The following is a 24,695-nucleotide window of genomic DNA, read 5'->3' as shown; positions in this document are numbered from 1 at the left end:
ACCGCCTGACGGTCTGGCCGCGGTTTGCCGGGGGGCGGGGGTGGTGGACTGGGCGGCCCTTGAGGTGGTGCTGCGTCTGCTGCGCCTACAACCTGCGCCGTGCGGCCGGCGTATTGGCGCCAGCGTGAGGGAGGACTCCGTCCGCATGGCGCCACGCCACTCGCCTCCACCCCCGCAACGCCCCCAAAATGCTCCGCCACACCCCTCGGGCGGGCCTATCGCGAAACCCTCCTCCGGGGAGAGTGAGGTCGGAATGTAACGCACCCGGAACCCGCCGCTTGCACGGCGTGTGGGAGGGCGCTAACTATGCCCGTTCCACAAGAGTCGCCGGCCCGCCACAGCGTCGGCCACCTTCAGGCGTCGGAGAGTGTGCGTTGAAGTACGTCAGCACGCGGGGCCAGGCCCCGGTCCTGGGTTTCGAAGAAGTCCTTCTGGCCGGTCTGGCGCGTGACGGCGGCCTTTATGTGCCGGAAAGCTGGCCGCAGTTCTCGGCGGACGAGATCCGGGCGATGCGCGGCCTTCCCTACAGCGAGATCGCCGCGCGCGTCATGCTGCCCTTCCTGGGCGGCGCCATCGCCGAGGACGATTTCCGCGCCATCGTGACGGACGCCTACGCCGGCTTCGACCACGCCGCGGTGACGCCGCTGGTGCAGATCGACGAGCGCACCTGGGTGATGGAGCTCTTCCACGGCCCGACGCTCGCCTTCAAGGACGTGGCGCTGCAGCTTCTGGGCCGCCTGTTCGACCATGTGCTGGCCAAGCGCGGGGAGCGGGTGACCATCGTCGGCGCCACCTCGGGCGACACCGGCTCCGCCGCCATCGAGGCGTGCCGCGACCGGCAGAACGTGGATATCTTCATCCTGCACCCGAAGGGCCGCACATCCGAGGTGCAGCGCCGCCAGATGACCAGCGTCCTGTCGGACAACGTGCACAACATCGCGCTGCACGGCACCTTCGACGACTGCCAGGATCTGGTGAAGGCGATGTTCAACGACATGGCCTTCCGTGACAAGATTGGCCTGTCGGCGGTGAACTCGATCAACTGGGCGCGCATCATGGCCCAGATCGTCTATTACTTCGTCGCCGCGGTGGCGCTGGGCGCGCCGGACCGCAAGGTGGCCTTCACCGTGCCCACCGGCAACTTCGGCAACGTCTACGCCGCCTACGGCGCGCGGGCGATGGGCCTGCCGGTGGAGCGGCTGATCGTGGGCTCCAACGCCAACGACATCCTGGCCCGCTTTTTTGCCAGCGGCACCATGTCGGCGGCTCCGGTCGTGCCCACATTGAGTCCCAGCATGGACATCCAGATCTCCTCAAACTTCGAGCGGCTGCTGTTCGACCTGCTGGGACGCGACGGCGCCGCCGTGCAGGCCGCCATGGACGGCTTCCGCGCGGAGGGCCGGTTCGCCGTCACCGACGCGCAGCTTGCCGAGGCGCACGCGATCTTCGCCGCGGGCCGCGCCGACGATGCGCGCACCATGGACGTCATCAAGGAGGTCTGGGAGAAGACCGGCGGCTATCAGGTCGATCCGCACACCGCCGTCGGCGTCCATTCCGCGATGACCGCCCCGGTCGATCCGTCGGTGCCGGTGGTCGTGATGGCGACCGCGCACCCCGCCAAGTTCCCCGACGCGGTGGAGAAGGCCACGGGCCGCCGCCCGGTCCTGCCGCCGCGCCTCGCCGATCTCTACGAACGGGAGGAGCGGCTGTCCGAACTGCCAAACGATATGGCGGCGGTCCAGGCCTTCGTCGCCGAACGCGCCCGCGCCGCCCGGGAGGCCGCATGAGCATCCGTGTGACCACGCTGCCGAACGGCTTGCGCGTCGCCACCGACACCATGCCCGACGTGCAGTCGGTCTCGCTCGGCTGCTGGGTCGGGGTGGGCACGCGGAACGAGGCGCCGAGCATCAACGGCGTGGCGCATCTCGTCGAGCATATGCTGTTCAAGGGCACCAAGCGGCGCTCCGCCTTCCGCATCTCCGAAGAGATCGAGAATGTCGGCGGCCAACTGAACGCCTACACCACCCGCGAGCAGACGGCCTATTACGCGAAGGTCCTGCACGAGGATACGGCGCTGGCGCTCGACCTCATCGCCGACATGCTCCAGAACTCCGTCCTCGACGAGGAGGAGCTGGCGCGGGAGCGCACGGTGGTGCTTCAGGAGATCGGGCAGTCCGTCGACACACCCGACGACATCATCTTCGACCATTTCCAGTCCACCGCCTATCCGGGGCAGGCGCTTGGGCGCCCGGTGCTGGGGTCGGCGGAGATCGTCGGCGCCCTGTCGCGTCCGGCGCTGGTGGACTACATCGACGGTCATTACGGCGCGCCGGGCATCGTCCTGGCCGCGGCCGGGCGGCTGGAGCACGACCGGCTGGTCGACATGGCCCTGTCGGCCTTCGGCGGCCTGTCCTCCCGCGCGGCGCCGGAATCCGAGAACGCGCGCTACACCGGCGGCGACTTCCGCGAGGCGCGGGATCTGGAGCAGATGCACCTCGTCCTGGGCTTCGACGGGGTGGGGGTGCACGATCCGGACTATTACGCCCATTCGGTGATGTCCACGCTGCTCGGCGGCGGCATGTCCTCCCGCCTCTTCCAGGAGGTGCGGGAGAAGCGCGGTCTGGTCTATTCCATCTACACCTTCTCCGGCGCCTACCGCGACGGGGGCCTGTTCGGCATCTACGCCGGCACGGGCGAGGACGAGGTGGCGGAACTGGTGCCCGTCGTCTGCGACGAGGTGATGAAGGTGGCCGAGGACGTGACCGAGGAGGAGGTGGCCCGAGCCGCCGCCCAGCTCAGGGCCGGCACGCTGATGGCTCTGGAAAGCTCCATGTCGCGGTGCGAGCAATTGGGGCAGCAGCTTCTGGTCTATGGCCGCCCGGTGCCGGTGGAGGAGATCGTGCAGAAGATCGGCGCGGTCGACCGCGAGTCCATCGTCCGCGTGGCACGGCGCCTGCGCGACAACCGTCCCACCCTGGCCGCGCTCGGCCCCATCAACCGGCTCGAGGAGTATGACCGCATCGCCGCGCGGCTTCAGTAGGGGAGAGGCGGCATGATCCGCCTGCTCGGCAGCGGTCTCATCAGCCCGCCGGCGATCCGGCTCGACGGGCCGGTCTGCTACATCCGTCCACCGCTGCCGCGGGACTGGCGTGAATGGGCCGATCTGCGGGCGGAGTCCCGCGCCTTCCTGACCCCGTGGGAGCCGACTTGGCCGGCGGACGCCCTGACCCGCGCGGCCTTCGGACGCCGGCTGCGGCGGCAGGCGCAGGAATGGCGCGACGACCAGGGCTACAGCTTCCTCGTCTACGACCGGGCGACCGACCGGCTGGTCGGCGGGCTCGGCCTGACCAACCTGCGGCGCGGCGTGGCCCAGATGGCGACGCTCGGCTATTGGGTGGGGCAGCCTTACGCGCGCAACGGCTACATGTCCGGAGCGACACGTCTGGTGCTGGATTTCGCCTTCGGACAATTGGGATTGCACCGGGTCGAGGCCGCCTGCCTGCCGACCAACGCGCCCAGCCGCGGGCTGCTGGAGAAGGTCGGCTTCACCCATGAAGGCTACGCGCGCGGCTATCTGCGCATCGACGGGGTGTGGCGGGACCATGTCCTCTACGCCATCCTGCGCGAGGAATGGCGGGGATAGCCCATCCGGTCTGGGTAGGGCGCTCCCAATTCCCTGGGCTTTGCCCTGGTCGGCTTAACCCGCGATTAACGGGGCGGGTGCAGGCTGACGGCATGTCCTTCGCATCGAGAGAGGCGGATATGTCGTCGAACCCCATCTGGACGAAAGAAGATTCCCTGACCTACACCGTCGAACTGGACGGGCGCCGGGTCGATCTGCGCTACGAGGCGTCGGGCTTCCAGAGCGGTTGGGCCGTCTATGCCGGCAACAAACTGGTCGAACGGTGCGGCGAGCTGATGCAGGCCCGCGGTCTCGCCATGGCGCTCGCCAGCAAGGGGCTTTGAATCGCCGTCCGTGTCGTGAACGTCCCGCCGCTTACAGCGCGGCGGGTTTGCGGCCCAGGCCGACCTCCAGCGTCAACTGATCGATCCGCCCATCGAGACGGCCGATCTCCCGCATCCGCAGGACGCCGATCATCTCCTTCATCTGGCGCTGCTCCTCACCGAACTCACTCATGGTCTTTTCGAGGCGGCTCACGCGCGCGTCGAGGTTTGCCACGTCGTCCTTGGTGGCGAGGGTCGGGAGAGTTGACTCGATGCGTTCGACCTTGTCGAGAAGAACGGTCAGGATCGACTTCAGTTCGGCATCCATTGCGGGCTCCGCTTGCGTACCATCGTAGGATACCACCGGGAGGCGATCTTCTCCAGTCCCGTTACGCGTGCCCGGCTTCCGCCGACAGCATGGAGAGGCTGACGCCGAGCTTGGCGATGGAGCGTTCCCATTTGGTGTCCAACTCGGGATCGAAGAGGAGCGACTCGTCGCAGGGGACGTTCAGCCAGCCGTTCGCCTGGATTTCCGCGTCCAACTGGCCCGGCCCCCACCCGGCATAGCCCAGCAGCAGGATGTTGCGGCGTGGCCCGCGATTCTCGGAAATGGCGCGCAGGATGTCGATGGTCGCGGTCAGAGCCACCTCGTCGTCCACCACCAGCGTGCCGTCCCGCACATAGTCGGTCGAGTGCAGCACGAACCCCCGCCCGGATTCCACAGGACCGCCATAATGGACGGGCATGTTGGCGATTGGCTCCTGGATGTCGATCTCGAGTTGTTCCAGCAAATCCTCGAAAGTGACGGACCCGAACAGGCGATTGACGACGAGGCCCATGGCGCCGTCTTCGTTGTGTGCGCACATATAGATCACGGTCCGCTGAAAACGCGGGTCCGTCATGCCCGGCATGGCGATCAGCAACTGGCCGGTCAGATAGTCCGAGGACTTGGTCAGGTGCGGCATGGGCGCTATCCTTGTGTCGGGGGACGGGCGGACCGTTGGGCGGCCACCCGCAGCCGTCTTCGCCCGAGTGTGACAGCACGGGCCAAGCTTTGTCATCCATATACAGCCGCGGCCGATTGGCGGCCCGCTGCGTCTTGATATGAGAACAGTCGCTGCGATGAAAAGGTTTGTTCCGTTCCTGCTCGCCATCCTGGCCTTGGCCGCACCCGGAACGGGGTGGGCGGAGACCGGTACCTGGGTCAAGTCCGGCCCGGTGGAGGCGCGGCTCGTCGCGTCGGTGCGGGGGGTGGGCGACCTCGCCACGGTCCCGCTGGGCATGGAAGTCCGGCTGGAGCCGGGCTGGAAGACCTATTGGCGCACGCCGGGCGACGCCGGGTTCGCGCCCCGGCTGGACTGGTCGGAATCGCGGAACCTGAAGGGTGCGGAGCTGAGCTACCCGGCGCCGCACCGCTTCACCGTGCTGGGTTTCGAGACGGCGGGCTACGACGCGGAGGTGCTGTTCCCCATCGCCGCCACCCCGGCGGAACCGGGCAAACCGCTCGACCTCGCGTTGAAGGCGGAACTGCTGGTCTGCTCGACCATCTGCGTGCCGGAGATGGTGGCGCTGTCCCTGTCCATCCCCGAAGGACCGGCGGCGCCGGGACCGTCCGCCAACGACATCGCCCGCGCCCAGGCTCTTGTGCCCGGCGACGGGCGGGCGTCGGGCCTGACGGTGACGGCGGTGCGCGGGCAGGGCGCCGCCCTGGAGGTGGAGGTGACCGCCCGCGAGCCGATGGTCGCGCCGGACGTGTTCGTGGAGACCGAGCCGCCGGTGACCTTCGCCGCCCCCAAGAGCCAATTCCGGGACGGCGACCGGCGCGTGATCCTGCGGATGAACGCGACCGATCCGCCGCCCGGACTGGACCTTTCCGGACGGGCGATGACGCTGACCGTGGTGGACGGCAACCGGTCGGTCGAAACCCCGGCGACCGCCGCGGCGGGGCTGGGCGGAGGCGCCGGGGCGGCTCCGGCGGGGCTGCTGTCCATGCTGGGGGTGGCCCTGCTGGGCGGGCTGATCCTGAACCTGATGCCCTGCGTGCTGCCGGTGTTGTCGCTGAAGCTGTTGTCCATCGTGCAGCACGGTGGAAGGGCTCCCGCAGCGGTGCGGGCGGGGTTCCTGGCCTCGGCGGCGGGCATCCTGACCTCCTTCCTGATCCTGGCTGGGGCTCTGGTCACGGTGAAGGCGGCGGGCGGTGCCGTCGGCTGGGGCATCCAGTTCCAGCAGCCGCTGTTCCTCGTCTTCATGGTCGTTCTGGTGACCCTGTTCGCCGCCAATCTGTGGGGCCTGTTCGAGCTTCCGCTGCCGCGCGCCATCGCCGACCGGCTGGGCGGGCCGGTGGGGCAGGGGCCAGAGGGACAGAGGTTGGGCGGGCAATTCGCGACCGGCGCCTTCGCCACCCTGCTCGCCACACCTTGCTCCGCGCCGTTCCTGGGGACGGCGGTCGGCTTCGCGCTGGCGGGCGGAACGCTGGAGGTGTTCGCCATCTTCGCCGCCCTCGGCGTCGGGCTGGCGCTGCCCTATCTGCTGATTGCCGCCTTCCCGCGCGCCGCGCGTCTGCTGCCGCGCCCGGGACGTTGGATGGTGGGGCTGCGCCGGGTGCTGGGCGCGGCGCTGGCGCTGACGGCGCTCTGGCTGCTGTCGGTGCTGGTGGTCCAGGTGGGCGAGGTTCCGGCGCTGGCCGTCGCGGTGCTGATGGGTGGGCTGGTCGCCGCCTTGTGGCTGGGACGCCGTCTGGCGGAGTCGGCGCGCTGGGCCGGGACGGCGCTGGCCGGGCTGCTGGCCCTGGTGGCCTTCGCCGTTCCCGCGGTCTTCGGCCCCTCCGCCGGAGCGGCCCCGGTGGCGGAAAGCACGGCGGCGCGCTGGATTCCCTTCGACGAGGCGGCGATCCGGGAGCAGGTGGCCGCCGGGCGCACGGTCTTCGTGGACGTGACCGCCGACTGGTGCATCACCTGCCAGGCGAACAAGAAGCTGGTGCTGAACCGCGGCACGGTCGCGCAACGGCTGGAGGATGCCGGGACGGTGACCGCCATGCGCGCCGACTGGACCCGTCCGGACGAGGCGATCGCCCGCTACCTTGCCCGACACGGCCGCTATGGCATTCCGTTCAACATCGTCTATGGTCCGGGGGCTCCGGAAGGCATCGCGCTTCCGGAGTTGCTGACCGAGGGCGCCGTTCTGGATGCGCTCGACCGGGCGTCAGGCAAACTCAAAAGCTGAATCACAAAAAATCGGGAGTTCAGGAGACATGACCATCCAAGTGGGCGACGCCATTCCGACCGTCACGCTGAAGCATCTGACCGACAACGGGATGCAGGACATCACCACCGACACGCTGTTCAAGGGCAAGACGGTGGTGCTGTTCTCCGTGCCGGGCGCCTTCACCCCGACCTGCTCCGCCAAGCATCTGCCGGGCTTCGTCCAGAAGGCCGAGGATCTGAAGGCCAAGGGCGTGGACGACATCGTCTGCCTCGCCGTCAACGATCCTTTCGTGATGCGCGCCTGGGGCGAGAAGAACGGGGCGTCCGGCAAGGTCACCATGCTGCCGGACGGCAACGCCACGCTGACCCAGGCTCTGGGCCTGACCATGGACGGCACGGGCTACGGCCTGGGCCTGCGCGGCCAGCGCTTCGTCCTGGTCGCCAAGGACGGCAAGGTCACCCACCTCGCCGTCGAGAAGCCGGGCCAGTTCGAGGTGTCCTCGGCGGACGCGGTGCTGGGGGTTTTGTAAAAGGGGGCCTGAATCCCTCTCCCGGGGCGGGAGAGGGCATGTTTGCGGCGTCACCCCACCTTCGTGCGGTCCCAGGTGGTGTCGCCGACACCGCGCTCGCGCAGCTTCGCCTTTTGCACCTTGGCGGTCGGCGTCTTGGGGAAGGCGTCCACGATGTCGATGTAGCGGGGCTGGGCATAGCGCGGCAGTTCGCGTTCAGCGAAGGCCGCCACGGCCTCCGGCGTCAGGGTGACGCCGGGTGCGGCGACCAGGGCGACCATGATTTCGTCCTCCGCCCCCGGAATGCCCGCCGGCACGGCGTAGGCGGCGACCTCCGCCACCCCGTCAAGCCGCGACAGCACGGTTTCCACCTCGTAGGACGAGACGTTCTCGCCGCGGCGGCGGATGCAGTCCTTGATGCGGTCCACGAAGGTGACGTAACCCTCCTCGTCCATCACCGCGGCGTCGCCGGTGTGGAACCACAGGTTCCGCCACGCCTCCACCGTCTTGTCGGGCATCCGGTGATAGCCGGACAGGAAGCCGAAGGCGGCCTTCGGGCGCACCATGACCTCGCCGACCTGACCGCGCGGCACGGGGATGTCGGTCTGCGGGTCGCGGATCTCCACCTCGAAGTAGCGGTCATAGACCCGCCCGCAGGTGCCGGGGCGCGGCTTGCCCATCTCGGCGTAGAGAGGGATGTTCACCTCGGTCATGCCATAGAGGCTGATGACGTCGCGGATGCCGAAGCGCTCGCGCAGCACCCACTCGGTGTCCGCCGGGTTGGGGGCGGCGCCGACGAGGCGCAGGGGATGGTCCCGGTCGTCGGGGCGCGGCGGCTGGGCCACCACGAAGGCGGTGACGGCGCCCAGCGAGTTGGTTACCGTGCAGCCGTGGCGCCGGATGTCGTCGAGCCAGGAGGAGGCGCTGAACCGCTCCCGCAGCACCGCCGATCCGCCGGAGATCATCGCGGCGTAGAGCTGCATGTACAGCCCGTTGGCGTGGAACAGCGGCAGGCAGATGTAGAAGCGGTCCTCCTCCGTCAGCGCGAAATTGTCGATGGAGCCCAGACCGAACAGGAAGCCGTGGCCGTGCGGCATCAGCACGCCCTTCGACAGGCCGGTGGTGCCCGACGTGTACATGATGCAGGCGTCGTCGCCCGCGCGGGGCAGGGGGCCGTCGTAGGGGGCGGCGTCGCGCCAACATTCCAGGGCGATGTGAGGCGATCCGTCCGCCGCGCCGGGCACCACCAGCCGGCGCAGCGCGGTCAGGCGCGGCGCGATGTCGGTGATGCGGTCGGCCAGAGCGGCGTCGACCACCGCCAGAGCAGCCCCGGCATTTTCCAACTGGTGCTCCAGGAAGCCGCCCTTCAGCTCCGTGTTCAGCGCGACCATGACGGCGCCCATCCGCCCCAGCCCCAGCCACACGCGCACGAAGTCCAGCCCGTTCGGCAGCATCACCGCCACCGTGTCGCCCGGCTTCACACCCAGCCCGGCGAAGAAGCCGGCCATGCGGGCCGCCTGCTCCTGCGCCTCGGCGTAAGTCAGCGAATCCCCGCCGATCATCGTGACGAAGGTCTTGCCGCCGCGTTCGGCGGCTTGATGGGCCAGCACCTCGGGCAGCACCCAGCGGGCTTCGTTCCGCAAATGCGGATACATCTCGGTCTCCTCCCAACGATCTTTCGTCGTTCGTTATGGGAGGGAGCCTAGCGGGGCGGGAGGGTTGCCGTCCAGGGACCCTTGCGGGATGGCGCTCAATCGCCGGACGGGATCAGCCCCGCGCGGCCTGCCGGACGTCGGCGACGCCCTGCCGTGCCAGCGCGTCGGCCCGTTCGTTCTCCGGATGGCCGGCGTGGCCGCGGACCCAGTGGAATTCGATCCGGTGCTGCCGCTTCGCCTCGTCCAGGCGGCGCCACAAATCCTCGTTCTTCACCGGCTTCTTGTCGGCGGTCTTCCAGCCACGGGCCTTCCAGCCGTGAATCCACTGGGTGATGCCGTTCTTCACATACTCGCTGTCGGTGTAGAGCCGCACCTCCATGGGCCGCTTCAGGGCTTCCAGCGCCTGGATGGCGGCCATCAGTTCCATGCGGTTGTTGGTGGTGGCCGGTTCGCCGCCGTACAACTCCTTCTCCACCCCGTTGTACCGCAGGATGGCGCCCCAGCCGCCGGGACCGGGGTTGCCGCTGCACGCACCGTCAGTGAAGATATCCACGATCTTCGGTGCGCCTTCGCCGCCGTTCGCTGCTTCGGTCATCGCATCAGACCTGATCGCTGCCGCCGTCGTCGAGCGCGTAATCGCCCACGCCGCGGACGGTCTGGTGGAAGCGCAGCTTGCGCAGATATTCCAGCGGGTCCTTCGGGCGTACGAAGGCTCCCGGCGGGTGGTTCAGCCAGTCGTACAGGCGCGTCAGCAGGAAACGCACGGCGCTGCCGCGGCACAGCCAGGGCAGGGCGGCCAGTTCCTCCGGCGACAGCGGGCGGACCTTCTGATAGCTGGTCAGCAGCATCCGCGCCTTGGTGGCGTTGAACGACCCGTCGATCTCGAAGCACCAGGCGTTCATGCAGATCGCGATGTCGTAGGCCAGGAAATCGTTGCAGGCGAAGTAGAAGTCGATCAGCCCGGACAGCCCGTCGCCGCGGAAGAACACGTTGTCGGGGAACAGGTCGGCATGGATGACGCCGGACGGCAGCCCGGCGGGCCAGTTAGCCTGCAACGCCGCAAGCTCCGCCTCCAGCGTGGCGCGCAGGTCGCGGGCCACCTCGTCGGCGCGGTCGGCGCATTTCCCGAACAGCTCCGTCCAGCCGTCCAGCGACAGGGCGTTCCGGCGCTCCATCCGGAAATCGGCGACGGCCAGATGCAGGCGGGCCAGCGCCGTCCCCAGCTCCGCGCAATGATGCGGCGTGATGCGGCGAGGCCACATGCCGGCCAGGAAGGTGACGATCACCGCCGGGCGCCCGGCCAGCTCGCGCAGAGCCTGCCCGTCCGTTCCCTGGACCGGCAGCGGGCAGGCGATGCCCTTGTCGGCGAGATGCTCCATGAGCCCCAGGAAGAAGGGCAGATCCTCCCGCCGGGTGCGCTTCTCGTAGAGCGTCAGGATGTAGGGGCCGCGCTCCGTCACCAGGAGGAAGTTGGAGTTCTCCACCCCCTCCGCGATGCCCTTGCAGGACAGGACGGCGCCCAGATCGTACTGGGCGATGAAAGCGTTCAGCTCTTCGTCGGTGACTTCGGTGTATACGGCCATGCCCAGCGCCTTACCGGGATTCGGGGCGCCGGTCAATGCTGCCGCGGCCGCTCACAGCGCTATGCCGTCGTAAAGCGCGGCCAGGGGAAGCTCCGCCCCGATGGAGGCCAGCGGCAGGGTCGCGTCGCCGGTGAAATCCTCGACGATCCAGCGCCGCCCGTCGCGGCGCCAGAGCTGCGCGCGGACGGCGCGGCTGTCCACGAGCAGGACCTCCTGAATCGAGGGGATCTGCATGTAGTCGGGCACCTTGGTGCCGCGGTCGTGGCTGGCCGTGCTCTCCGACAGGATCTCGACCACCAGCACCGGGTTCGGCGTGGAGCGCTGGCCGGGCTGGTGGGGCGAGCAGGTGACGGCGATGTCGGCCTCGTAGAAGCGGTCCGCCCGGTCGTCCCGTTCGATGGCGGCTTCGGACAGGACGCGGCAGGGTGGGCGCAACCGCCGACGAACCTCATAAACGACGTTCGCGGCGATCTGGCTGTGCGCCTGGGAGCAGGCATTCATCGCCCGCGGCTGCCCGCCGACCAGTTCATAGCGTGTGTCCGGCTCCTGCCGGTCGGCCCAGTCCAGGAAATCGTCGATGTCCATCTTCTGAATGGCCGGGGCGCCCATGAACGTCTCCTTCGCGAAGGCCGGTCCCTGGATTATGCGTCCGCCGGGACCGGACGGGAAGGGGCGCCGCCGTCCAGGAGCGGCTTCGGCAGCTTGAAGGTGATGTCCTCGAAGGCGGTGCGAAGCTCCTCAACCGTCACGGCGTAGCGGGCGCGGGCGGCCTCGATGACCTCCTCCACCAGCACTTCGGGGGCGGAGGCTCCGGCGGTGATGCCCAGCGTGGCGACTCCGTCCAGGGCCGACCAGTCGATGTCCGCCGCGCGCTGGACGAGCTGCGCCCGCTGGCAGCCGTGGATCTTCGCCACCTCGACAAGCCGCTTGGAATTGGAGGAGTTCGGCGCGCCCAGCACCAGCAGGGCGTCCACCTTGGGTGCTATGGCCTTCACCGCCTGCTGGCGGTTGGTGGTGGCGTAGCAGATGTCCTCCTTCTTCGGCCCGCTGATGGACGAGAAGCGGGCCTGAAGAGCCGCGACGATGCTGGCCGTCTCGTCCACCGACAGGGTGGTCTGGGTGGCGTAGGCGAGGTTGTCCGGATCGGCGACCTGGACCGTCGCCACGTCCTCCACCGTCTCCACCAGCACCACCGCGCCTTCCGGCAACTGGCCCATGGTGCCGATCACCTCCGGGTGGCCGGCATGGCCGATCAGCACGATCTGGCGCCCCTCGTTGAAGTGGCGTTCGGCCTCGCGGTGCACCTTGCTGACCAGCGGGCAGGTGGCGTCGAGGTAGAACAGGCCGCGCTGCTCCGCCGCAGCCGGCACCGACTTCGGCACGCCATGGGCCGAGAAGACCACCGGCACGCCGTCGGGCACCTGATCCAGCTCGTCCACGAAGATGGCGCCCTTGGCCTCCAGGCTCTGCACCACGAATCGGTTGTGGACGATCTCGTGCCGGACATAGACGGGGGCGCCGAACCGCTCCAGCGCCACCTCCACGATCTGGATCGCGCGGTCCACGCCGGCGCAGAAGCCACGGGGGGCCGCGAGCAGGATGGTCAGGGGCGTCTGGGTCATGCGCGTCGTTCCGGTGTCTCGAAAAAGGGGCCGTATGGGTTCGTTCGTCGGAGCGGCGGCGTGGCCTTGTGCCGGCCCCACCGCTTCTCTAAAGTCGTGGCAGAACACACCCTTCCAACCGTTAGGCCAGACCGATGGACCGCCGCCGCGACCGTAATATAGGAACCCCCGTCCGGAAAAGCCCGCGGGCGCTTGCATTCGCGAGTCTCGGCGCGGGTCTCGGCGTCTTGGCGCTCACCGGCTGCTCCGGCTTGGGGGGCGGATCGAACACGCCGGCGGACGCGGCGCTGGCCTGCCCGAAGGTGTCGATCGTCCGCGATCTGGCGGAGGTCACCCAGTTCCGCAACGGCGGGCGCGACCTGACGGACGTGACCTCCCGCGCGGCTCTGGCCGATTACTCCGGCAACTGCGATTACACCAGCGACGGCGTCACGGTGAACGTGAACGTCTTCCTGATCGCGGAGCGCGGACCGGCGATGCAGGGCAACACGGCGAATTACCGCTATTTCGTCGCCGTCGCCAAACCGGGCGAGGAGACGCCGACCACCAAGACGGAGTTCGACACCTCCGTGACCTTCGAGGCGGGCAAGCTCCGCTCCGGCAGCCGTGAGGAGCTGGCGCCGAAGATCCCGCTGCCCAAGGATGCCAACGGCAAGGACTGGAAGATTTTCCTCGGCTTCCAGTTGACGCCGGAGCAGTTGGCCTTCAACCGGGCGCAGATGAAGCAGTGAGCGGGTGACGGGGGAATGGGAGGCGCCCCCGATCCTCGCCGGGAACGGGACCTTCACGGATTTCGCGGATTGGACCACGGATTTCCGGCGCCCGCCGGAAGCCGCATCGAACCCCGATTGACATTCCCAAAGGTCCCGGTAGGTTAAGCGGCACAAGCTGACGATCCCTCGCGGGAGAGATCGCCGTCCGGCCACCGGAAAACCGGATGTCGGACGGTGGCGCCGAAGGAGCAACCGCCCCGGAAACTCTCAGGCAAAAGGACCGCAAGGGGGATAAGGCAACTCTGGAAAGCAGCTTTGTCCGCGCATAGCGGACGACGGCTCACCGAAGGAGTAAACCGGTTGTCAAGGGTTGGACCCCGCCGGTGAATCTCTCAGGTCCAGGACAGAGGGGGCAGGACCTGCGCCAATTCCGGCGCGGGTTGTGCGACCCTATGTCGGAGGACCCGCGTGACCGAGGCTTCTGAGTCCCTCAAGACAACGCCGCTGCACAGCCTCCATCTGGAGCTGAAGGGCAAGATGGTGCCCTTCGCCGGCTACGACATGCCGGTGCAGTACCCGCTCGGCATCCTCAAGGAACACCAGCACACCCGCGCGAAGGCCGGGCTGTTCGACGTGTCGCACATGGGGCAGGTGCGCCTGACCGGCGACGACCCCGCGGCGGCGCTCGAATCGCTGGTCCCCGGCGACATCAAGGGGCTGGCTCGTGGGCGCATGCGCTACACGCTGTTCCTGAACGAGCAGGGTGGCATCCTGGACGACCTGATGGTCACCAACGCAGGCGACCACCTGTTCCTGGTCGTCAACGCCGCCCGCAAGGACCACGACGTCGCCCACATGCGCGAGCGCCTGAAGGGCAAGGCCGAGGTGGAACTGCTGGACGACCTCGCCCTGATGGCCCTTCAGGGGCCGGAGGCCGCGGCGGTGCTGGGACGCTTCATCCCCGAAGCGGCCACCATGAAGTTCATGAGCTACCTGCCGGCCACCTTCAACGGCATCCCAGTCATCATCACCCGCTCCGGCTACACGGGTGAGGACGGCTACGAGATTTCCTGCGACAAATCCGACGCCCAAACCATCGCCCGCGCTCTGCTGGCCGAGGACGAGGTGGAAGCCATCGGGCTGGGTGCCCGCGACTCGCTGCGCCTGGAAGCCGGGCTCTGCCTCTACGGCCACGACATCGACGAGACGACGACCCCGGTCGAAGCCGGACTGGAATGGGCGCTGTCCAAGCGCCGCCGGGAGGAGGGAGGCTTCCCCGGTTACGACGTCATCAAGGACCAGCTCGCCAACGGGACTCCGCGCCGCCGGGTCGGCATCCAGCCGGAAGGCCGCCAGCCGGCCCGCGAGCACACCGACATCTGCGACACGGACGGCAAGAAGATCGGCGAGGTGACCAGCGGCGGCTTCGGTCCCACCGCCTCGGCCCCGGTCGCCATGGGCTATGTGGACCGCGCGCACGCCGCCGTGGGCACGCCGGTGCAGCTCATGGTCCGCGGCAAGCCGCTGGCCGCCAAGGTCGCCGCCATGCCCTTCGTGCCGCAGCGTTACTACCGCGGCTGACCAAACAAACACCGAGCGAACAGGGGAAGACCATGACCATCAAGTACACCAAGGACCATGAGTGGGTCCGCGTCGAGGGCGACGTCGGCACCGTCGGCGTCAGCGACCACGCCCAGCACCAGCTCGGCGACGTCGTGTTCGTCGAACTGCCGGATGTCGGCCGCCAGCTTCAGCAGGGCAAGGAAGCCGCCGTCGTGGAATCGGTGAAGGCCGCCAGCGACGTGTTCGCCCCGGTCTCCGGCGAGGTGATCGAGGCCAACGCCGATCTGGAGAACGACCCGTCGCTGGTGAACGCCGGGGCGGAGACCACCGGCTGGTTCTTCAAGCTGCGCCTCAGCAACCCGTCGGAGTTGGATGGGCTGATGGACGAAGCCGCCTACAAGGCCTTCGTGGAAGGGCAGGCCTGAGATGCGCTATCTGCCCCTGACCGAGGCCGACCGGCGGTCCATGCTGGAGGCCATTGGCGTGCCGTCGGTGGACGCGCTGTTCCGCGACGTGCCCGAGGCGGCCCGCCTCTCCGGCCCGATCGAGGGGCTGTCCAACCATATGGGCGAGCTTGAGGTCGATCGCGCCCTGTCGGCGATGGCGGGGAAGAACCTGCCCGCCGGCAGCGTGCCGAGCTTCCTCGGCGCCGGCGCCTACCGCCACCACATCCCGGCGACGGTGGACCATCTGGTGCAGCGCGGCGAGTTCCTGACCGCCTACACCCCGTACCAGCCGGAGGTGAGCCAGGGCACGCTTCAGGTCCTGTTCGAATTCCAGACCCAGGTCTCGCTGCTGACCGGCATGGACGTCGCCAACGCCTCCATGTACGACGGCGCCACCGCCTGCGCGGAAGCCGTGATGATGGCGAACCGCGTCACCCGGCGGAAGAAGGCCGTGCTGTCCGGCGGCCTGCACCCCCATTACCGCGACACCACCACCACCGACGCCCGCTTCATCGGCTTCGAGACGGTCGCCATGCCGCCGGCCCCGACCGGTGGCGAGGACCTGCTGGCCGAGGTGGACGGCGACACCTCCTGCGTCGTCGTGCAGAACCCGGACGTGTTCGGCCATGTCCGCGATTACACCGAGCTGGGCAAGGAGTGTCAGGCCAAGGGCGCCCTGCTGATCGTCGTGGTGACGGAGGCCGTGTCGCTCGGCCTGCTGACCCCACCGGGCGCGATGGGCGCCGACATCGTGGCGGCGGAAGGCCAGTCTCTGGGCAACGCGCTGAACTTCGGCGGCCCCTATGTCGGGCTGTTCGCGGTGAAGGAGAAGCTGGTCCGGCAGATGCCGGGCCGCCTCTGCGGCCAGACGGTGGACGCCGACGGCCGGCGCGGCTTCGTGCTGACGCTCTCCACCCGCGAGCAGCACATCCGCCGCGAGAAGGCGACCTCCAACATCTGCACCAACTCCGGCCTGTGCGCTCTGGCCTTCTCCATCCACCTCAGCCTGCTGGGGGAGGAGGGCTTTGCCCGGCTCGCCCAGATCAATCACGCCAAGGCCGTGCAACTGGCCGACAAGCTGGCCGCGGTGAAGGGTGTGGAGATCGTCAACGGCAGCTTCTTCAACGAATTCACGGTGAAACTGCCCAAGCCCGCGGCGGACGTGGTCGAAGCGCTGGCGCAACGCGGCATCCTGGGCGGCGTCCCGGCGTCCCGCCTGTTCGGCGGCGGGCTGGACGACCTGCTGATTGTCGCCGCCACCGAGACCAACACCGAGTCCGACATGGACGCCTTCGCCACCGCCCTCGCCGAGGTTCTGTGATGAGCATGAACAACCAGGGTCGCCCGACCGGTATCCAGAGCACGGACAGCGCCGTTCCGGAGACCGTCACCGGCAACCGCGGCCTTCAGATCGAAGAGCCGCTGATCTTCGAACAGGACAGCGCGGGGCGTTGCGGTGTGGACCTGCCGGACGTTCCGGCGGTGGGCTCGCGGCTGGGTGCGGTGAAGCCGCGCGGCCGGATCGGGCTTCCGGGGCTCGCCGAGCCGCAGGTGGTCCGCCACTACACCCGCCTGTCGCAGAAGAACTACGCCATCGACAGCGGCCTGTATCCGCTCGGCTCCTGCACGATGAAGCACAACCCGCGCCTGAACGAGAAGATGGCGCGGCTTCCCGGTTTCGCCGACGTGCACCCGCTCCAGCCCGAAAGCACGGTGCAGGGCGCCTTGGAGCTTATGGCGGAGCTTGGCCGCTGGCTCGCCACGCTGACCGGCATGGCGGCGGTGACGCTGGCCCCGGCGGCGGGCGCGCATGGCGAGATGTGCGGCATCATGGCGATCCGCTCCGCCCATGACGCCAAGGGCGATAAGGGCCGCACCAAGATCCTCGTCCCGGAAAGCGCCCACGGCACCAACCCGGCGACCGCCGCCGCCTGCGGCTACACGGTCGAGGCGATCCCGGCGACCGAGGACGGGCGAGTCGATCTGGAGGCGCTGAAGGCCAAACTCGGCCCCGACGTGGCCGGCCTGATGCTGACCAATCCGAACACCTGCGGCCTGTTCGAGCGCGACATCATCACCATCGCCGAGGCGGTGCACGCGGCGGGCGCCTATTTCTATTGCGACGGCGCCAACTTCAACGCCATCGTCGGGCGGGTGCGTCCGGCGGACCTCGGCATCGACGTGATGCACATCAACCTGCACAAGACCTTCTCCACCCCGCACGGCGGCGGCGGTCCGGGCTCCGGCCCGGTGGTCTTCGCGGAGTCGCTGGCTCCCTTCGTTCCGGTGCCCTACGTGGTCCAGGACAAGGACGGCGCCTTCCGTCTGGTGGAGCAGGCCGGCGACGGCCCGGCCTTCGGGCGGATGAAGGCGTTCCACGGCCAGATGGGCATGTTCGTCCGCGCGCTCGCCTACATGATGAGCCACGGCGCCGACGGGCTGCGGCAGGTGGCGAACGACGCGGTTCTGAACGCGAACTACCTGCTGGCCCGCCTCCAGGACGTGATGACGCCCTCCTTCGAGGGACCATGCATGCACGAGTGCCTGTTCGACGACCGTTTCCTGAAGGGGACGGGGGTGACCACGCTCGACATCGCCAAGGCGCTGATCGACGAGGGCTTCCACCCGATGACCATGTACTTCCCGCTGGTCGTGCATGGTGCCCTCCTGATCGAGCCGACCGAGACGGAGTCGAAGGCCAGCCTGGACCAGTTCGTGACCGCCCTGCGCGCCCTTGCGGAGCGGGCCAAGTCCGGCGACGTGGCCTATTTCCAGGGTGCCCCGCGCCTGACCCCGCGCCGCCGCCTGGACGAGACCGCCGCGGCGCGCAAGCCGGTGCTGCGGTGGGCGCCGGTGGTTGAGCCGGAGAAGGTCGCGGCGGAGTAGGGCGTACTTGCCCCCATTACCCTCTCCCCTCTGGGGAGAGGGTCAGGGTGAGGGGGCGCCCGAAGGGCGGAAACGTAGCCTCATTGCAGAGCTTTTCCGGCCTGCGGCCGCCCCCTCATCCTAACCTTCTCCCCAGAGGGGAGAAGGAACTGGGGCCTACCGCTGATCCAGCTTCACCTCGATCCGCCGGTTCCGGGCCAGCGCCTCGTCGCTGGTGCCGGGGTCGAGCGGCTGATACTCGCCGAAACCGGCGGCGGCCAGACGGTCCGCCGGAATCCCCTGGTCGATCAGATACTTCACGACCGAGATCGCGCGCGCCGCCGACAGTTCCCAGTTCGAGGCGAACTGGATGCGCACCGGGCGCGCGTCGGTGTGGCCGTCCACGCGCAGAACCCAATTGATGTCCGGCGGGATCGTCCGGCCGATCTCGATCAGCGTGCGCGCCAGTTCGGCCAGCCGCAGCTTGCCCGCCTCCTCCAAGGTCGCGGAGCCGGAGGGGAACAGAAGCTCCGACTGGAAGACGAAGCGGTCGCCGACGATGCGGACGTCCTGCCGGTTGCCCAGAGCCTCGCGCACCCGCCCGAAGAACTCCGACCGATAGCGGGCGAGGTCCTGCACCTTGGCGGCCAGTGCCTGATTCAGCCGCGACCCGAGTTCGGCGATCTGGACCTGCTGCTCCTCCGCCTTCTTCTCAGAGATTTCCAGAGCCGCGCCGATGCGGGCGAGTTGCTCGCGCAGGGCGGCCATCTGCCGGTTCAGCAGATCGACCTGCTCGTTCGCCTTGCCGGTCTCGCCCCGCTCGGCGGTCAGGGAGGCCATCAGTTCGGTGATGCGGATGTCGCGCTTCTCGATGTCCTTCTGCGCGAGCATCGTCTTCTCGTCCGCCGTGGCGAGCCGCGACTCCAGCGCCTTGGCGCGGTCGCGCTCCCCGCCCAGCTCGGTCAGCAGGGCCTGGCGCTGCTCCTCGGTCAGGCGCTGCTGCGCGGCGGCGGCGGCCAGTTCGCCTTCCAGTTTGGTCCGGGCCTCGCGCAGAGCCTTCAGGTCGGCCTGGAGGCTGGCGGCCTCGGCCAGCTTCAGCTCGATGGTTTCCTTGTCGGCGCGGATCGTGCGCTGCAACTCCTCCGCCGCGCGGGCGGCGTGGTCGAGGTCGCCCTGGAGCATGGCGATGCGGCTGGTCATCGTGTCCCGCGCCGCGACGGAGCCCTGAAGCTCCGCCGAAAGCTGGGCGACGTTGATGCGCAGGTCGGCGTTGGCGTCCCGCTCCAGCGCCAGCAGGTCGTTCAGCTCCGCCACCTTGCGGTTCAGGCTGCTGAGCTGCTCGTCCCGTCCGGTCAGAGCGGTCGCCATGTAGAATTGGGCGACGATGAAGACCATCAGCAGGAAGATGACCACCATGACGAGGGACGACAGCGCGTCCACCCATCCGGGCCATGCGCTGGCCTCGCGGTGGCCGTTGCGGCGGCTGATGCTGGGCATGGCGGGGTGTCCCTCCGGGCGTTGAACCCCTCTCCCGCCTCGGGAGAAGGAGAGTGAGGGTGTGGCACGAAGGATGCGCTGATCCTCGCCCATACCCTCACCCGGCCGCTTCGCGGCCACCCTCTCCCGGGACGGGAGAGGGAAGACAGGTCAGCGCTGTTCCGACTCTTCGGCCAGGGCTGCGATGGTGCGGGCCAGCAGCTTGATCTCGCTGCGGATCTCCTGCACCGCCTGGACCCGGCCCGTGGACGACTCCTCGACCATGCGGGCAAGGTAGATGTCCATGTTGCGCAGATGCTGGCGCGAGGCATCGTCGAACCCGCCGATGGCGGCGTCCGACAACCGGTCGAGCAGCCCCTTCATCTCGAGCTGGCTCTCGCCCAGCCGCAGGAGAAGCTGCTGTTCGGCGCGCATCTGGTCGGTCAGCGTGCTCAGCCGCTCGGTCAGAGCCATCAGGTTGGCGTTGGCGGACCGGCGGCCCTCCTCGGCGGTGGCGACGGTGCGCTGGAGCGAGTCGAGGTTCTCCGCCGTCTGCTCCAGAAGCGCGGTCAGATAGGCCGGCATCGACTGGTCGCCGGTTTCCAGGCTGCCGCCGGCCCCGCTCGACAGGCGGGTGGCGCCGGACAGCCAGTCCTCCACGTCCTGGAAGAAGCGGTTGTGCGCCTGGCTGGCCTGAAGCTCCAGGAAGCCCAGAACCAGCGACCCCGCCAGACCGAACAGCGAGGAGCTGAAGGCCGTGCCCATGCCGGTCAGCGGCGCCTCCAGCCCGTGCTGGAGGTTGCTGAACATCGCCCCGACGTCGCCGCCCTGCACCGACAGCCCGCCGATGACCGAACCGACCGACTGCACCGTGTGCAGCAGGCCCCAGAAGGTGCCGAGCAGGCCGAGGAAGATCAGCAGCCCGATCAGGTAGCGCGACAGCTCCCGCGACTCGTCCAGCCGCGAGGCGATGCCGTCGAGCAGCGAGCGCATCGACAGCGCCGACAGGGTCAGGCGGCCGCGCCGTTCGCGCAGCATGCGCGCCATCGGGGCGAGCAGCACCGGCTCCGGCGCGGCGACGGCGGGGTTGCCGGACTGGAAATGCTCCAGCCACGCCACCTCGGGCCGCAGCATCAGCACTTGGCGGAAGATGAACAGGATACCGGCGAGCAGCGTGCCGAGGATCAGCCCGTTCAGCGCCGGGTTGTTCATGAAGGCGGCGCGCAGGGCCGGGAACAGCAAGGCCGTCACGCTTCCCACGACCACCAGGAAGAGGATCATCCGTGTCAGGAAGCGCTCCGGGCGCGTCATCGGGGAAGGCTCCTCAAGCGGCTGGGACGACGGGGCGATGGCGGCCATGGGCACTCTCGTCCAGGGGAAGGGGCAGGCGGTACGGGTTACAGAGGGCAGCTCACTGGTTCAGGAACTCCACGTCCAGCCGGTCCGGCGCGCCGCCGCTCGCCTCCATGCCCATGGCGCGGATGTCCACGCGCGTGCTGGCGATGCCGGCGGCCCCCAAACGCTCGCGGACGGACAAAGCGCGGGCCAGCGACAATTGCCGCGCCTCGCGCGCCGTCTCCGGCGTGCCGCTGGCGTAGGAGCGAATCTGAAGCCGCAACTGGCCGCTCGCGCGCATCCGCTCCGCGATGGCGTCCAGCCGTGCCTGGGCCGTCTCCGGCAGGTCGGCGGCGGCGCCGTCGAACAGCACGGTCAGCGGCTCCATCCGGGGCAGGGTGGGCGGCTGCGGCGTGCCGGGGGACGGTGGCGGCAAGGCGGCGGTCTGCGTCCGGTCGGTCTGCGTCCGGTCAGGCGGCGGAGGGGGGGCCGGCCGCGCGGACGCCGGGACCGGGGGGGCGCCCTCCGGCATCGGCGGCGGGGGCGGGCTGGCTCCGACCTCGATCCGCGGCAGGTCCGGCGCCGTCATCATGGTCGGAGCCTTGAAGACGGGCGGGGCCGGCGGCGCCGGGGGCGGGAAGATGTCCGGCCGCGGCGGGATGGGCAGCGGCTGCGCGTTCTCCAGCGTCAGCGCTCCCGCGTTGGCGGTGACCGCCGGGGCGGGGGCGGAGGCGCCGGACTGTGGAGGCGGGGCAGCGGGCGTCGAGCAGGCGGTCACGGCCAGGGACAGCACCGCGGCGGCGGCGGTCCGGACGCGCAGGGATACCGATCGCCCGGCGGGCGCATTCGGAGAACGGCTCATGCGTCCGACAATCCTCATGGTGACCAGCGCATTGTTCCCAGTTACACGGAAAAGCGTTGGTACCATAGCCCTTCGATTGGCGTAGCGACAACGCCCTTTGGGCCGCGCGGCGAGTTTCCCCACCAAAGCGCGGCCCCGCTATCCTATCGTCAACAAGGGCTTATGGCCCAGCCGGAGGTCAGCCCTGACCGGCATCCGCCGTTCCGGCGGGGGCGGAGCGGACCTTGCGCTCCGTCGCACCGCGCAGGATCTTGGCGATCGGCAGATGGAAATGGGCGTTGGCCGCCAGAATGGTCCCGCCGAACACCGGGTTGCGCCCGCCGCCGATCTCACCGACGAAGCCGCCGGCCTCGGTCACCAGCAATTGGCCCGCCGCGGCATCCCAGGGGGCGAGACCGCGCTCCCAATAGCCGTCGAAGCGGCCCGCCGCGACATAGGCGAGGTCGAGCGAGGCGGCGCCGAAGCGGCGGATGCCCGCGACCTCCTTCATGAGGGCCTCGGCCTCCACCAGGAAGCCGGCATGGTCGCCCCGGCCCTTGAAGGGGATGCCGGTGGCAAGCACCGCGTCGGCGAGGTTGCGGCGCTCCGACACGCGCAGGCGCTGGTGGTTCAGGAAGGCGCCCTGGCCCTTTTCGGCCCAGAACATCTGGTCGTGCACCGGCTCGTACACCACGCCGGCGACGATCTCGCCGTTCTTTTCCGCGGCGATGGAGATCGCCCAGTGCGGGATGCCGTGCAGGAAGTTGGTGGTGCCGTCCAGCGGATCGACGATCCAGCGGGCGGCCGGGTCGCTGCCCTTGCTGGCGCCCGTCTCCTCCATGAGGAAGCCGAAGTCCGGGCGGGCCTTCTGCAGCTCTTCGCGCAGCAGCTTTTCCGCCTTCATGTCGGCGGCGGACACGAAGTCCGCCGGGCCCTTGCGCGAGACCTGGAGGTGCTCGACCTCGCCGAAGTCGCGGACAAGGCCGCGGGCCGCCTTTTCGGCGGCGCGGACCATCACGTTGATGAGGGCGGAACGGGTGGCCATGGGCGTGCTTTATCTCGTGCGGAACCGGAAAAAGAATACACCGGCCCCCGCCGTGAGCGAGAGCCGGTGCGCAGAAAAATCGTCAGGACGGTCAGTCCTTGGCGCGCTCGACATACTCGCCGGTCTGGGTGTCGACGACGACGCGGGTGCCCGACTCGATGTGCGGCGGCACCAGGATCGACACGCCGTTCTCCAGCTTGGCCGGCTTGTAGGAGGAGGAGGCCGTCTGGCCCTTCACCACCGGGTCGGCTTCGGTGATCTGCAGGGTGACCTTGCCGGGGATCTCGACGCCGAGCGGCGCGCCTTCGAAGGACTGCACGGTGACTTCCATGCCGTCCTGCAGGAACACCTTCTGGTCGCCGATGATCTCACCGGGGATCGAGGTCTGCTCGTAGCTTTCCTTGTCCATGAAGGTGTAGCTGTCGCCTTCGGCGAACAGGAAGGTCATCTCGTGCTCGTCCAGGCGGGCGCGCTCGACCGTCTCCTGGGTGCGGAAGCGCTCGGTCGACTTGTTGCCGGTGCGCACATCCTTCATTTCAAGCTGGATGAAGGCGCCACCCTTGCCGGGCTGGACGATAGCGGTCTTCGTGATGACCCAGAGCTTCCCGTTGTGCTCCAGCACATGGCCGGGACGCATCGTGTTGGCGTTGACCTTCATGACTTACTCGTGATCTCCAGAAGACAGGCGGCGCGGAACCTAGCAGCTTGCCGGGCCGGTGGCAACGCCGGGCGGGGGGTGAATCGGCGTTCTGCGCCTTCTTTGTCCGTTTTCGCCGCCGTTCCCACTCTGCTAAGCAGCGTCATCGCACCGTCAGTGAAGGCCGTCATGCCCCCCGTCACGCCTCCCTGGGCGCCCGAGAGCTTCGCCCGCCGCCGTCCGAACCTCGCCGTGCGCGGCCGCGTGCTGGGCGCCGTCCGCCGCTTCTTCGAGGAGAACGCCTTCCTGGAGGTGGACACCCCGGCGCTCCAGGTGTCGCCGGGGATGGAGCCGCATCTCCAGGCTTTCGCGACGGAGCTGGTGGGGCCGCACCCTGACGACCGGCTGAGGCTGCACCTGCACACCAGCCCCGAATTCGCCATGAAGAAGCTGCTGGTGGCGGGGCTGCCGCGCATCTATCAGATCGCCCACGTCTTCCGGAACGGCGAGCGGTCGGCCACCCATTCGCCGGAATTCTCCATGCTCGAATGGTACCGGGCGGGGGAGGGCTACCGGACGCTGATCCGCGATTGCGAGGATCTGGTGCGCGAGGCCGCCATCGCCGCCGGGCGGACGCGATTCGCCTTCCGCGGCATGACCTGCGACCCCTTCAAGGAGTGGCGGGTGCTGACCGTGCAGGACGCCTTCCGGGAGTATGCGGGGATCGACCTGCTGGAGACCTTCGACGGCACCCACGACCCCGACCCGTCTCCGCTGGCCGCGGTCGCGGCGCGCATCGGCATCCACCCGCACGACGGCGACCGCTGGGAGGACATCGTCTTCCGCATCATGTTCGACCGGATCGAGCCGCATCTGGGCGAGGGCGTGCCCTGCGTGCTGACCGACTATCCCGTTTGCATGGCCGCTCTGTCGCGCCCCAAGCCGGAGGACCCGCGGCTGGCCGAACGGTTCGAGCTGTACGCCTGCGGCCTGGAACTCGCCAACGCCTTCGGCGAACTGACCGACGCCCGCGCCCAGCGCGCCCGCTTCGAGGCCGACATGGACCTGAAGGAGCGGATCTACGGCGACCGCTTTCCGGTGGACGAGGACTTCCTGGCGGCGCTGGAGCACGGCATGCCGGAATGCAGCGGCATCGCGCTGGGCTTCGACCGGCTGGTCATGCTGTGCAGCGGGGCGGAGAGCATCGGCGAAGTGCTGTGGCTGCCGGTGGCGGGGGGCTGAACCCCGCCACCGCCA

24 protein-coding genes and 1 riboswitch are annotated in these 24,695 nt (G+C 69.0%); of the genes, 12 read left to right on the top strand and 12 right to left on the bottom strand.

Translation table 11 applies throughout. The features are described 5' to 3' along the window. Positions 1-374 precede the first annotated feature (374 nt). The 4 genes from thrC to DS843_RS03365 all read left to right on the top strand — a co-directional run bounded on the left by thrC (position 375) and on the right by DS843_RS03365 (position 3,966). On the top strand, positions 375-1,787 hold the full coding sequence (gene thrC, locus DS843_RS03380; RefSeq protein ID WP_149467492.1) for a threonine synthase: 1,413 nt from the start codon (positions 375-377) through the stop codon (positions 1,785-1,787). Beyond that, a complete protein-coding gene (locus DS843_RS03375) occupies positions 1,784-3,040 on the top strand; it encodes a M16 family metallopeptidase (RefSeq protein ID WP_149467491.1) in 1,257 nt (418 codons plus the stop codon). The genes thrC and DS843_RS03375 overlap by 4 nt, the downstream gene beginning before the upstream one ends. 12 nt (positions 3,041-3,052) lie before the next feature. Further along, complete coding sequence (locus DS843_RS03370; RefSeq protein WP_149467490.1) at positions 3,053-3,643, top strand: GNAT family N-acetyltransferase; 591 nt, start codon at positions 3,053-3,055, stop codon at positions 3,641-3,643. A gap of 119 nt (positions 3,644-3,762) precedes the next feature. Further along, the gene (locus DS843_RS03365) at positions 3,763-3,966 is read left to right on the top strand and encodes a hypothetical protein (protein WP_149467489.1); all 204 of its coding nucleotides are present in this window, start codon (positions 3,763-3,765) and stop codon (positions 3,964-3,966) included. 31 nt (positions 3,967-3,997) lie between these two features. On the opposite strand, the gene DS843_RS03360 is transcribed toward DS843_RS03365, so the two are convergent. Both DS843_RS03360 and DS843_RS03355 read right to left on the bottom strand, forming a co-directional pair. After that, positions 3,998-4,273, bottom strand: a complete 276-nt coding sequence (locus tag DS843_RS03360; RefSeq protein WP_149467488.1) for a hypothetical protein — start codon at positions 4,271-4,273, stop codon at positions 3,998-4,000. A gap of 61 nt (positions 4,274-4,334) precedes the next feature. Then, positions 4,335-4,910 carry a YqgE/AlgH family protein gene (locus tag DS843_RS03355; protein WP_149467487.1) on the bottom strand — a complete coding sequence of 192 codons (576 nt, stop codon included), beginning with the start codon at positions 4,908-4,910 and terminating at the stop codon, positions 4,335-4,337. Between the two features lie 157 nt (positions 4,911-5,067). Between DS843_RS03355 and DS843_RS03350 the strand changes: the two genes are divergently transcribed. Both DS843_RS03350 and DS843_RS03345 read left to right on the top strand, forming a co-directional pair. After that, entirely contained in the window at positions 5,068-7,167 is a 2,100-nt protein-coding gene (locus DS843_RS03350) for a protein-disulfide reductase DsbD family protein (RefSeq protein ID WP_149467486.1), read from the top strand. 28 nt (positions 7,168-7,195) lie between these two features. Next, positions 7,196-7,678 carry a peroxiredoxin gene (locus DS843_RS03345; protein ID WP_149467485.1) on the top strand — a complete coding sequence of 161 codons (483 nt, stop codon included), beginning with the start codon at positions 7,196-7,198 and terminating at the stop codon, positions 7,676-7,678. Positions 7,679-7,728: 50 nt separating this feature from the next. Here DS843_RS03345 and DS843_RS03340 read toward each other — a convergent pair whose 3' ends face one another. From DS843_RS03340 to ispH, 5 genes are all read right to left on the bottom strand, one after another. Next, positions 7,729-9,312, bottom strand: coding sequence for an AMP-binding protein (locus DS843_RS03340; RefSeq protein ID WP_149467484.1), 1,584 nt, complete (start codon positions 9,310-9,312; stop codon positions 7,729-7,731). Between the two features lie 112 nt (positions 9,313-9,424). Then, the gene (gene rnhA / locus DS843_RS03335) at positions 9,425-9,907 is read right to left on the bottom strand and encodes a ribonuclease HI (RefSeq protein WP_149467483.1); all 483 of its coding nucleotides are present in this window, start codon (positions 9,905-9,907) and stop codon (positions 9,425-9,427) included. Between the two features lie 4 nt (positions 9,908-9,911). Then, positions 9,912-10,895 carry a homoserine kinase gene (locus tag DS843_RS03330; protein WP_149467482.1) on the bottom strand — a complete coding sequence of 328 codons (984 nt, stop codon included), beginning with the start codon at positions 10,893-10,895 and terminating at the stop codon, positions 9,912-9,914. A gap of 51 nt (positions 10,896-10,946) precedes the next feature. Next, the gene (locus DS843_RS03325; RefSeq protein WP_149467481.1) at positions 10,947-11,504 is read right to left on the bottom strand and encodes a Uma2 family endonuclease; all 558 of its coding nucleotides are present in this window, start codon (positions 11,502-11,504) and stop codon (positions 10,947-10,949) included. Between the two features lie 32 nt (positions 11,505-11,536). Then, positions 11,537-12,517: a 4-hydroxy-3-methylbut-2-enyl diphosphate reductase gene (gene ispH / locus DS843_RS03320; RefSeq protein ID WP_149467480.1), complete on the bottom strand. Its 981-nt coding sequence runs from the start codon at positions 12,515-12,517 to the stop codon at positions 11,537-11,539. A 227-nt stretch (positions 12,518-12,744) separates the two neighbouring features. Here ispH and DS843_RS03315 point away from each other — a divergent pair, with 227 nt between their 5' ends. From DS843_RS03315 to gcvPB, 5 genes are all read left to right on the top strand, one after another. Further along, positions 12,745-13,248, top strand: coding sequence for a hypothetical protein (locus tag DS843_RS03315; protein WP_286191910.1), 504 nt, complete (start codon positions 12,745-12,747; stop codon positions 13,246-13,248). A 161-nt stretch (positions 13,249-13,409) separates the two neighbouring features. Further along, positions 13,410-13,523: riboswitch (glycine riboswitch) on the top strand. Between the two features lie 175 nt (positions 13,524-13,698). Then, the gene (gene gcvT / locus DS843_RS03310) at positions 13,699-14,811 is read left to right on the top strand and encodes a glycine cleavage system aminomethyltransferase GcvT (protein WP_149467478.1); all 1,113 of its coding nucleotides are present in this window, start codon (positions 13,699-13,701) and stop codon (positions 14,809-14,811) included. Between the two features lie 32 nt (positions 14,812-14,843). Continuing rightward, positions 14,844-15,218 (top strand): glycine cleavage system protein GcvH, encoded by a 375-nt coding sequence (gcvH, locus tag DS843_RS03305; RefSeq protein ID WP_149467477.1) that lies wholly within the window; start codon positions 14,844-14,846, stop codon positions 15,216-15,218. A 1-nt stretch (position 15,219) separates the two neighbouring features. Beyond that, positions 15,220-16,560, top strand: a complete 1,341-nt coding sequence (gcvPA, locus tag DS843_RS03300) for an aminomethyl-transferring glycine dehydrogenase subunit GcvPA (protein WP_149467476.1) — start codon at positions 15,220-15,222, stop codon at positions 16,558-16,560. Then, entirely contained in the window at positions 16,560-18,125 is a 1,566-nt protein-coding gene (gene gcvPB, locus DS843_RS03295) for an aminomethyl-transferring glycine dehydrogenase subunit GcvPB (RefSeq protein WP_149467475.1), read from the top strand. The genes gcvPA and gcvPB overlap by 1 nt, the downstream gene beginning before the upstream one ends. A gap of 156 nt (positions 18,126-18,281) precedes the next feature. Here gcvPB and DS843_RS03290 read toward each other — a convergent pair whose 3' ends face one another. The 5 genes from DS843_RS03290 to efp form a co-directional block, all read right to left on the bottom strand. Continuing rightward, complete coding sequence (locus tag DS843_RS03290; protein WP_149467474.1) at positions 18,282-19,601, bottom strand: peptidoglycan -binding protein; 1,320 nt, start codon at positions 19,599-19,601, stop codon at positions 18,282-18,284. A gap of 150 nt (positions 19,602-19,751) precedes the next feature. Continuing rightward, positions 19,752-20,939: a DNA repair protein RecN gene (locus tag DS843_RS03285; protein ID WP_119510309.1), complete on the bottom strand. Its 1,188-nt coding sequence runs from the start codon at positions 20,937-20,939 to the stop codon at positions 19,752-19,754. A 52-nt stretch (positions 20,940-20,991) separates the two neighbouring features. Next, complete coding sequence (locus tag DS843_RS03280) at positions 20,992-21,777, bottom strand: OmpA family protein (protein WP_149467473.1); 786 nt, start codon at positions 21,775-21,777, stop codon at positions 20,992-20,994. Between the two features lie 178 nt (positions 21,778-21,955). Further along, on the bottom strand, positions 21,956-22,801 hold the full coding sequence (locus tag DS843_RS03275) for an inositol monophosphatase family protein (protein WP_149467472.1): 846 nt from the start codon (positions 22,799-22,801) through the stop codon (positions 21,956-21,958). A 91-nt stretch (positions 22,802-22,892) separates the two neighbouring features. Continuing rightward, on the bottom strand, positions 22,893-23,459 hold the full coding sequence (gene efp / locus DS843_RS03270) for an elongation factor P (protein WP_149467471.1): 567 nt from the start codon (positions 23,457-23,459) through the stop codon (positions 22,893-22,895). A 168-nt stretch (positions 23,460-23,627) separates the two neighbouring features. Here efp and epmA point away from each other — a divergent pair, with 168 nt between their 5' ends. Further along, on the top strand, positions 23,628-24,680 hold the full coding sequence (gene epmA / locus DS843_RS03265; protein ID WP_149467470.1) for an EF-P lysine aminoacylase EpmA: 1,053 nt from the start codon (positions 23,628-23,630) through the stop codon (positions 24,678-24,680). Positions 24,681-24,695: the final 15 nt, after the last annotated feature.

It is taken from the genome of Roseomonas genomospecies 6, from assembly GCF_008365375.1.
In the GTDB taxonomy this organism is placed as follows: Bacteria; Pseudomonadota; Alphaproteobacteria; order Azospirillales; family Azospirillaceae; genus Azospirillum.
This window is presented reverse-complemented; position numbering and strand designations above follow the sequence as displayed.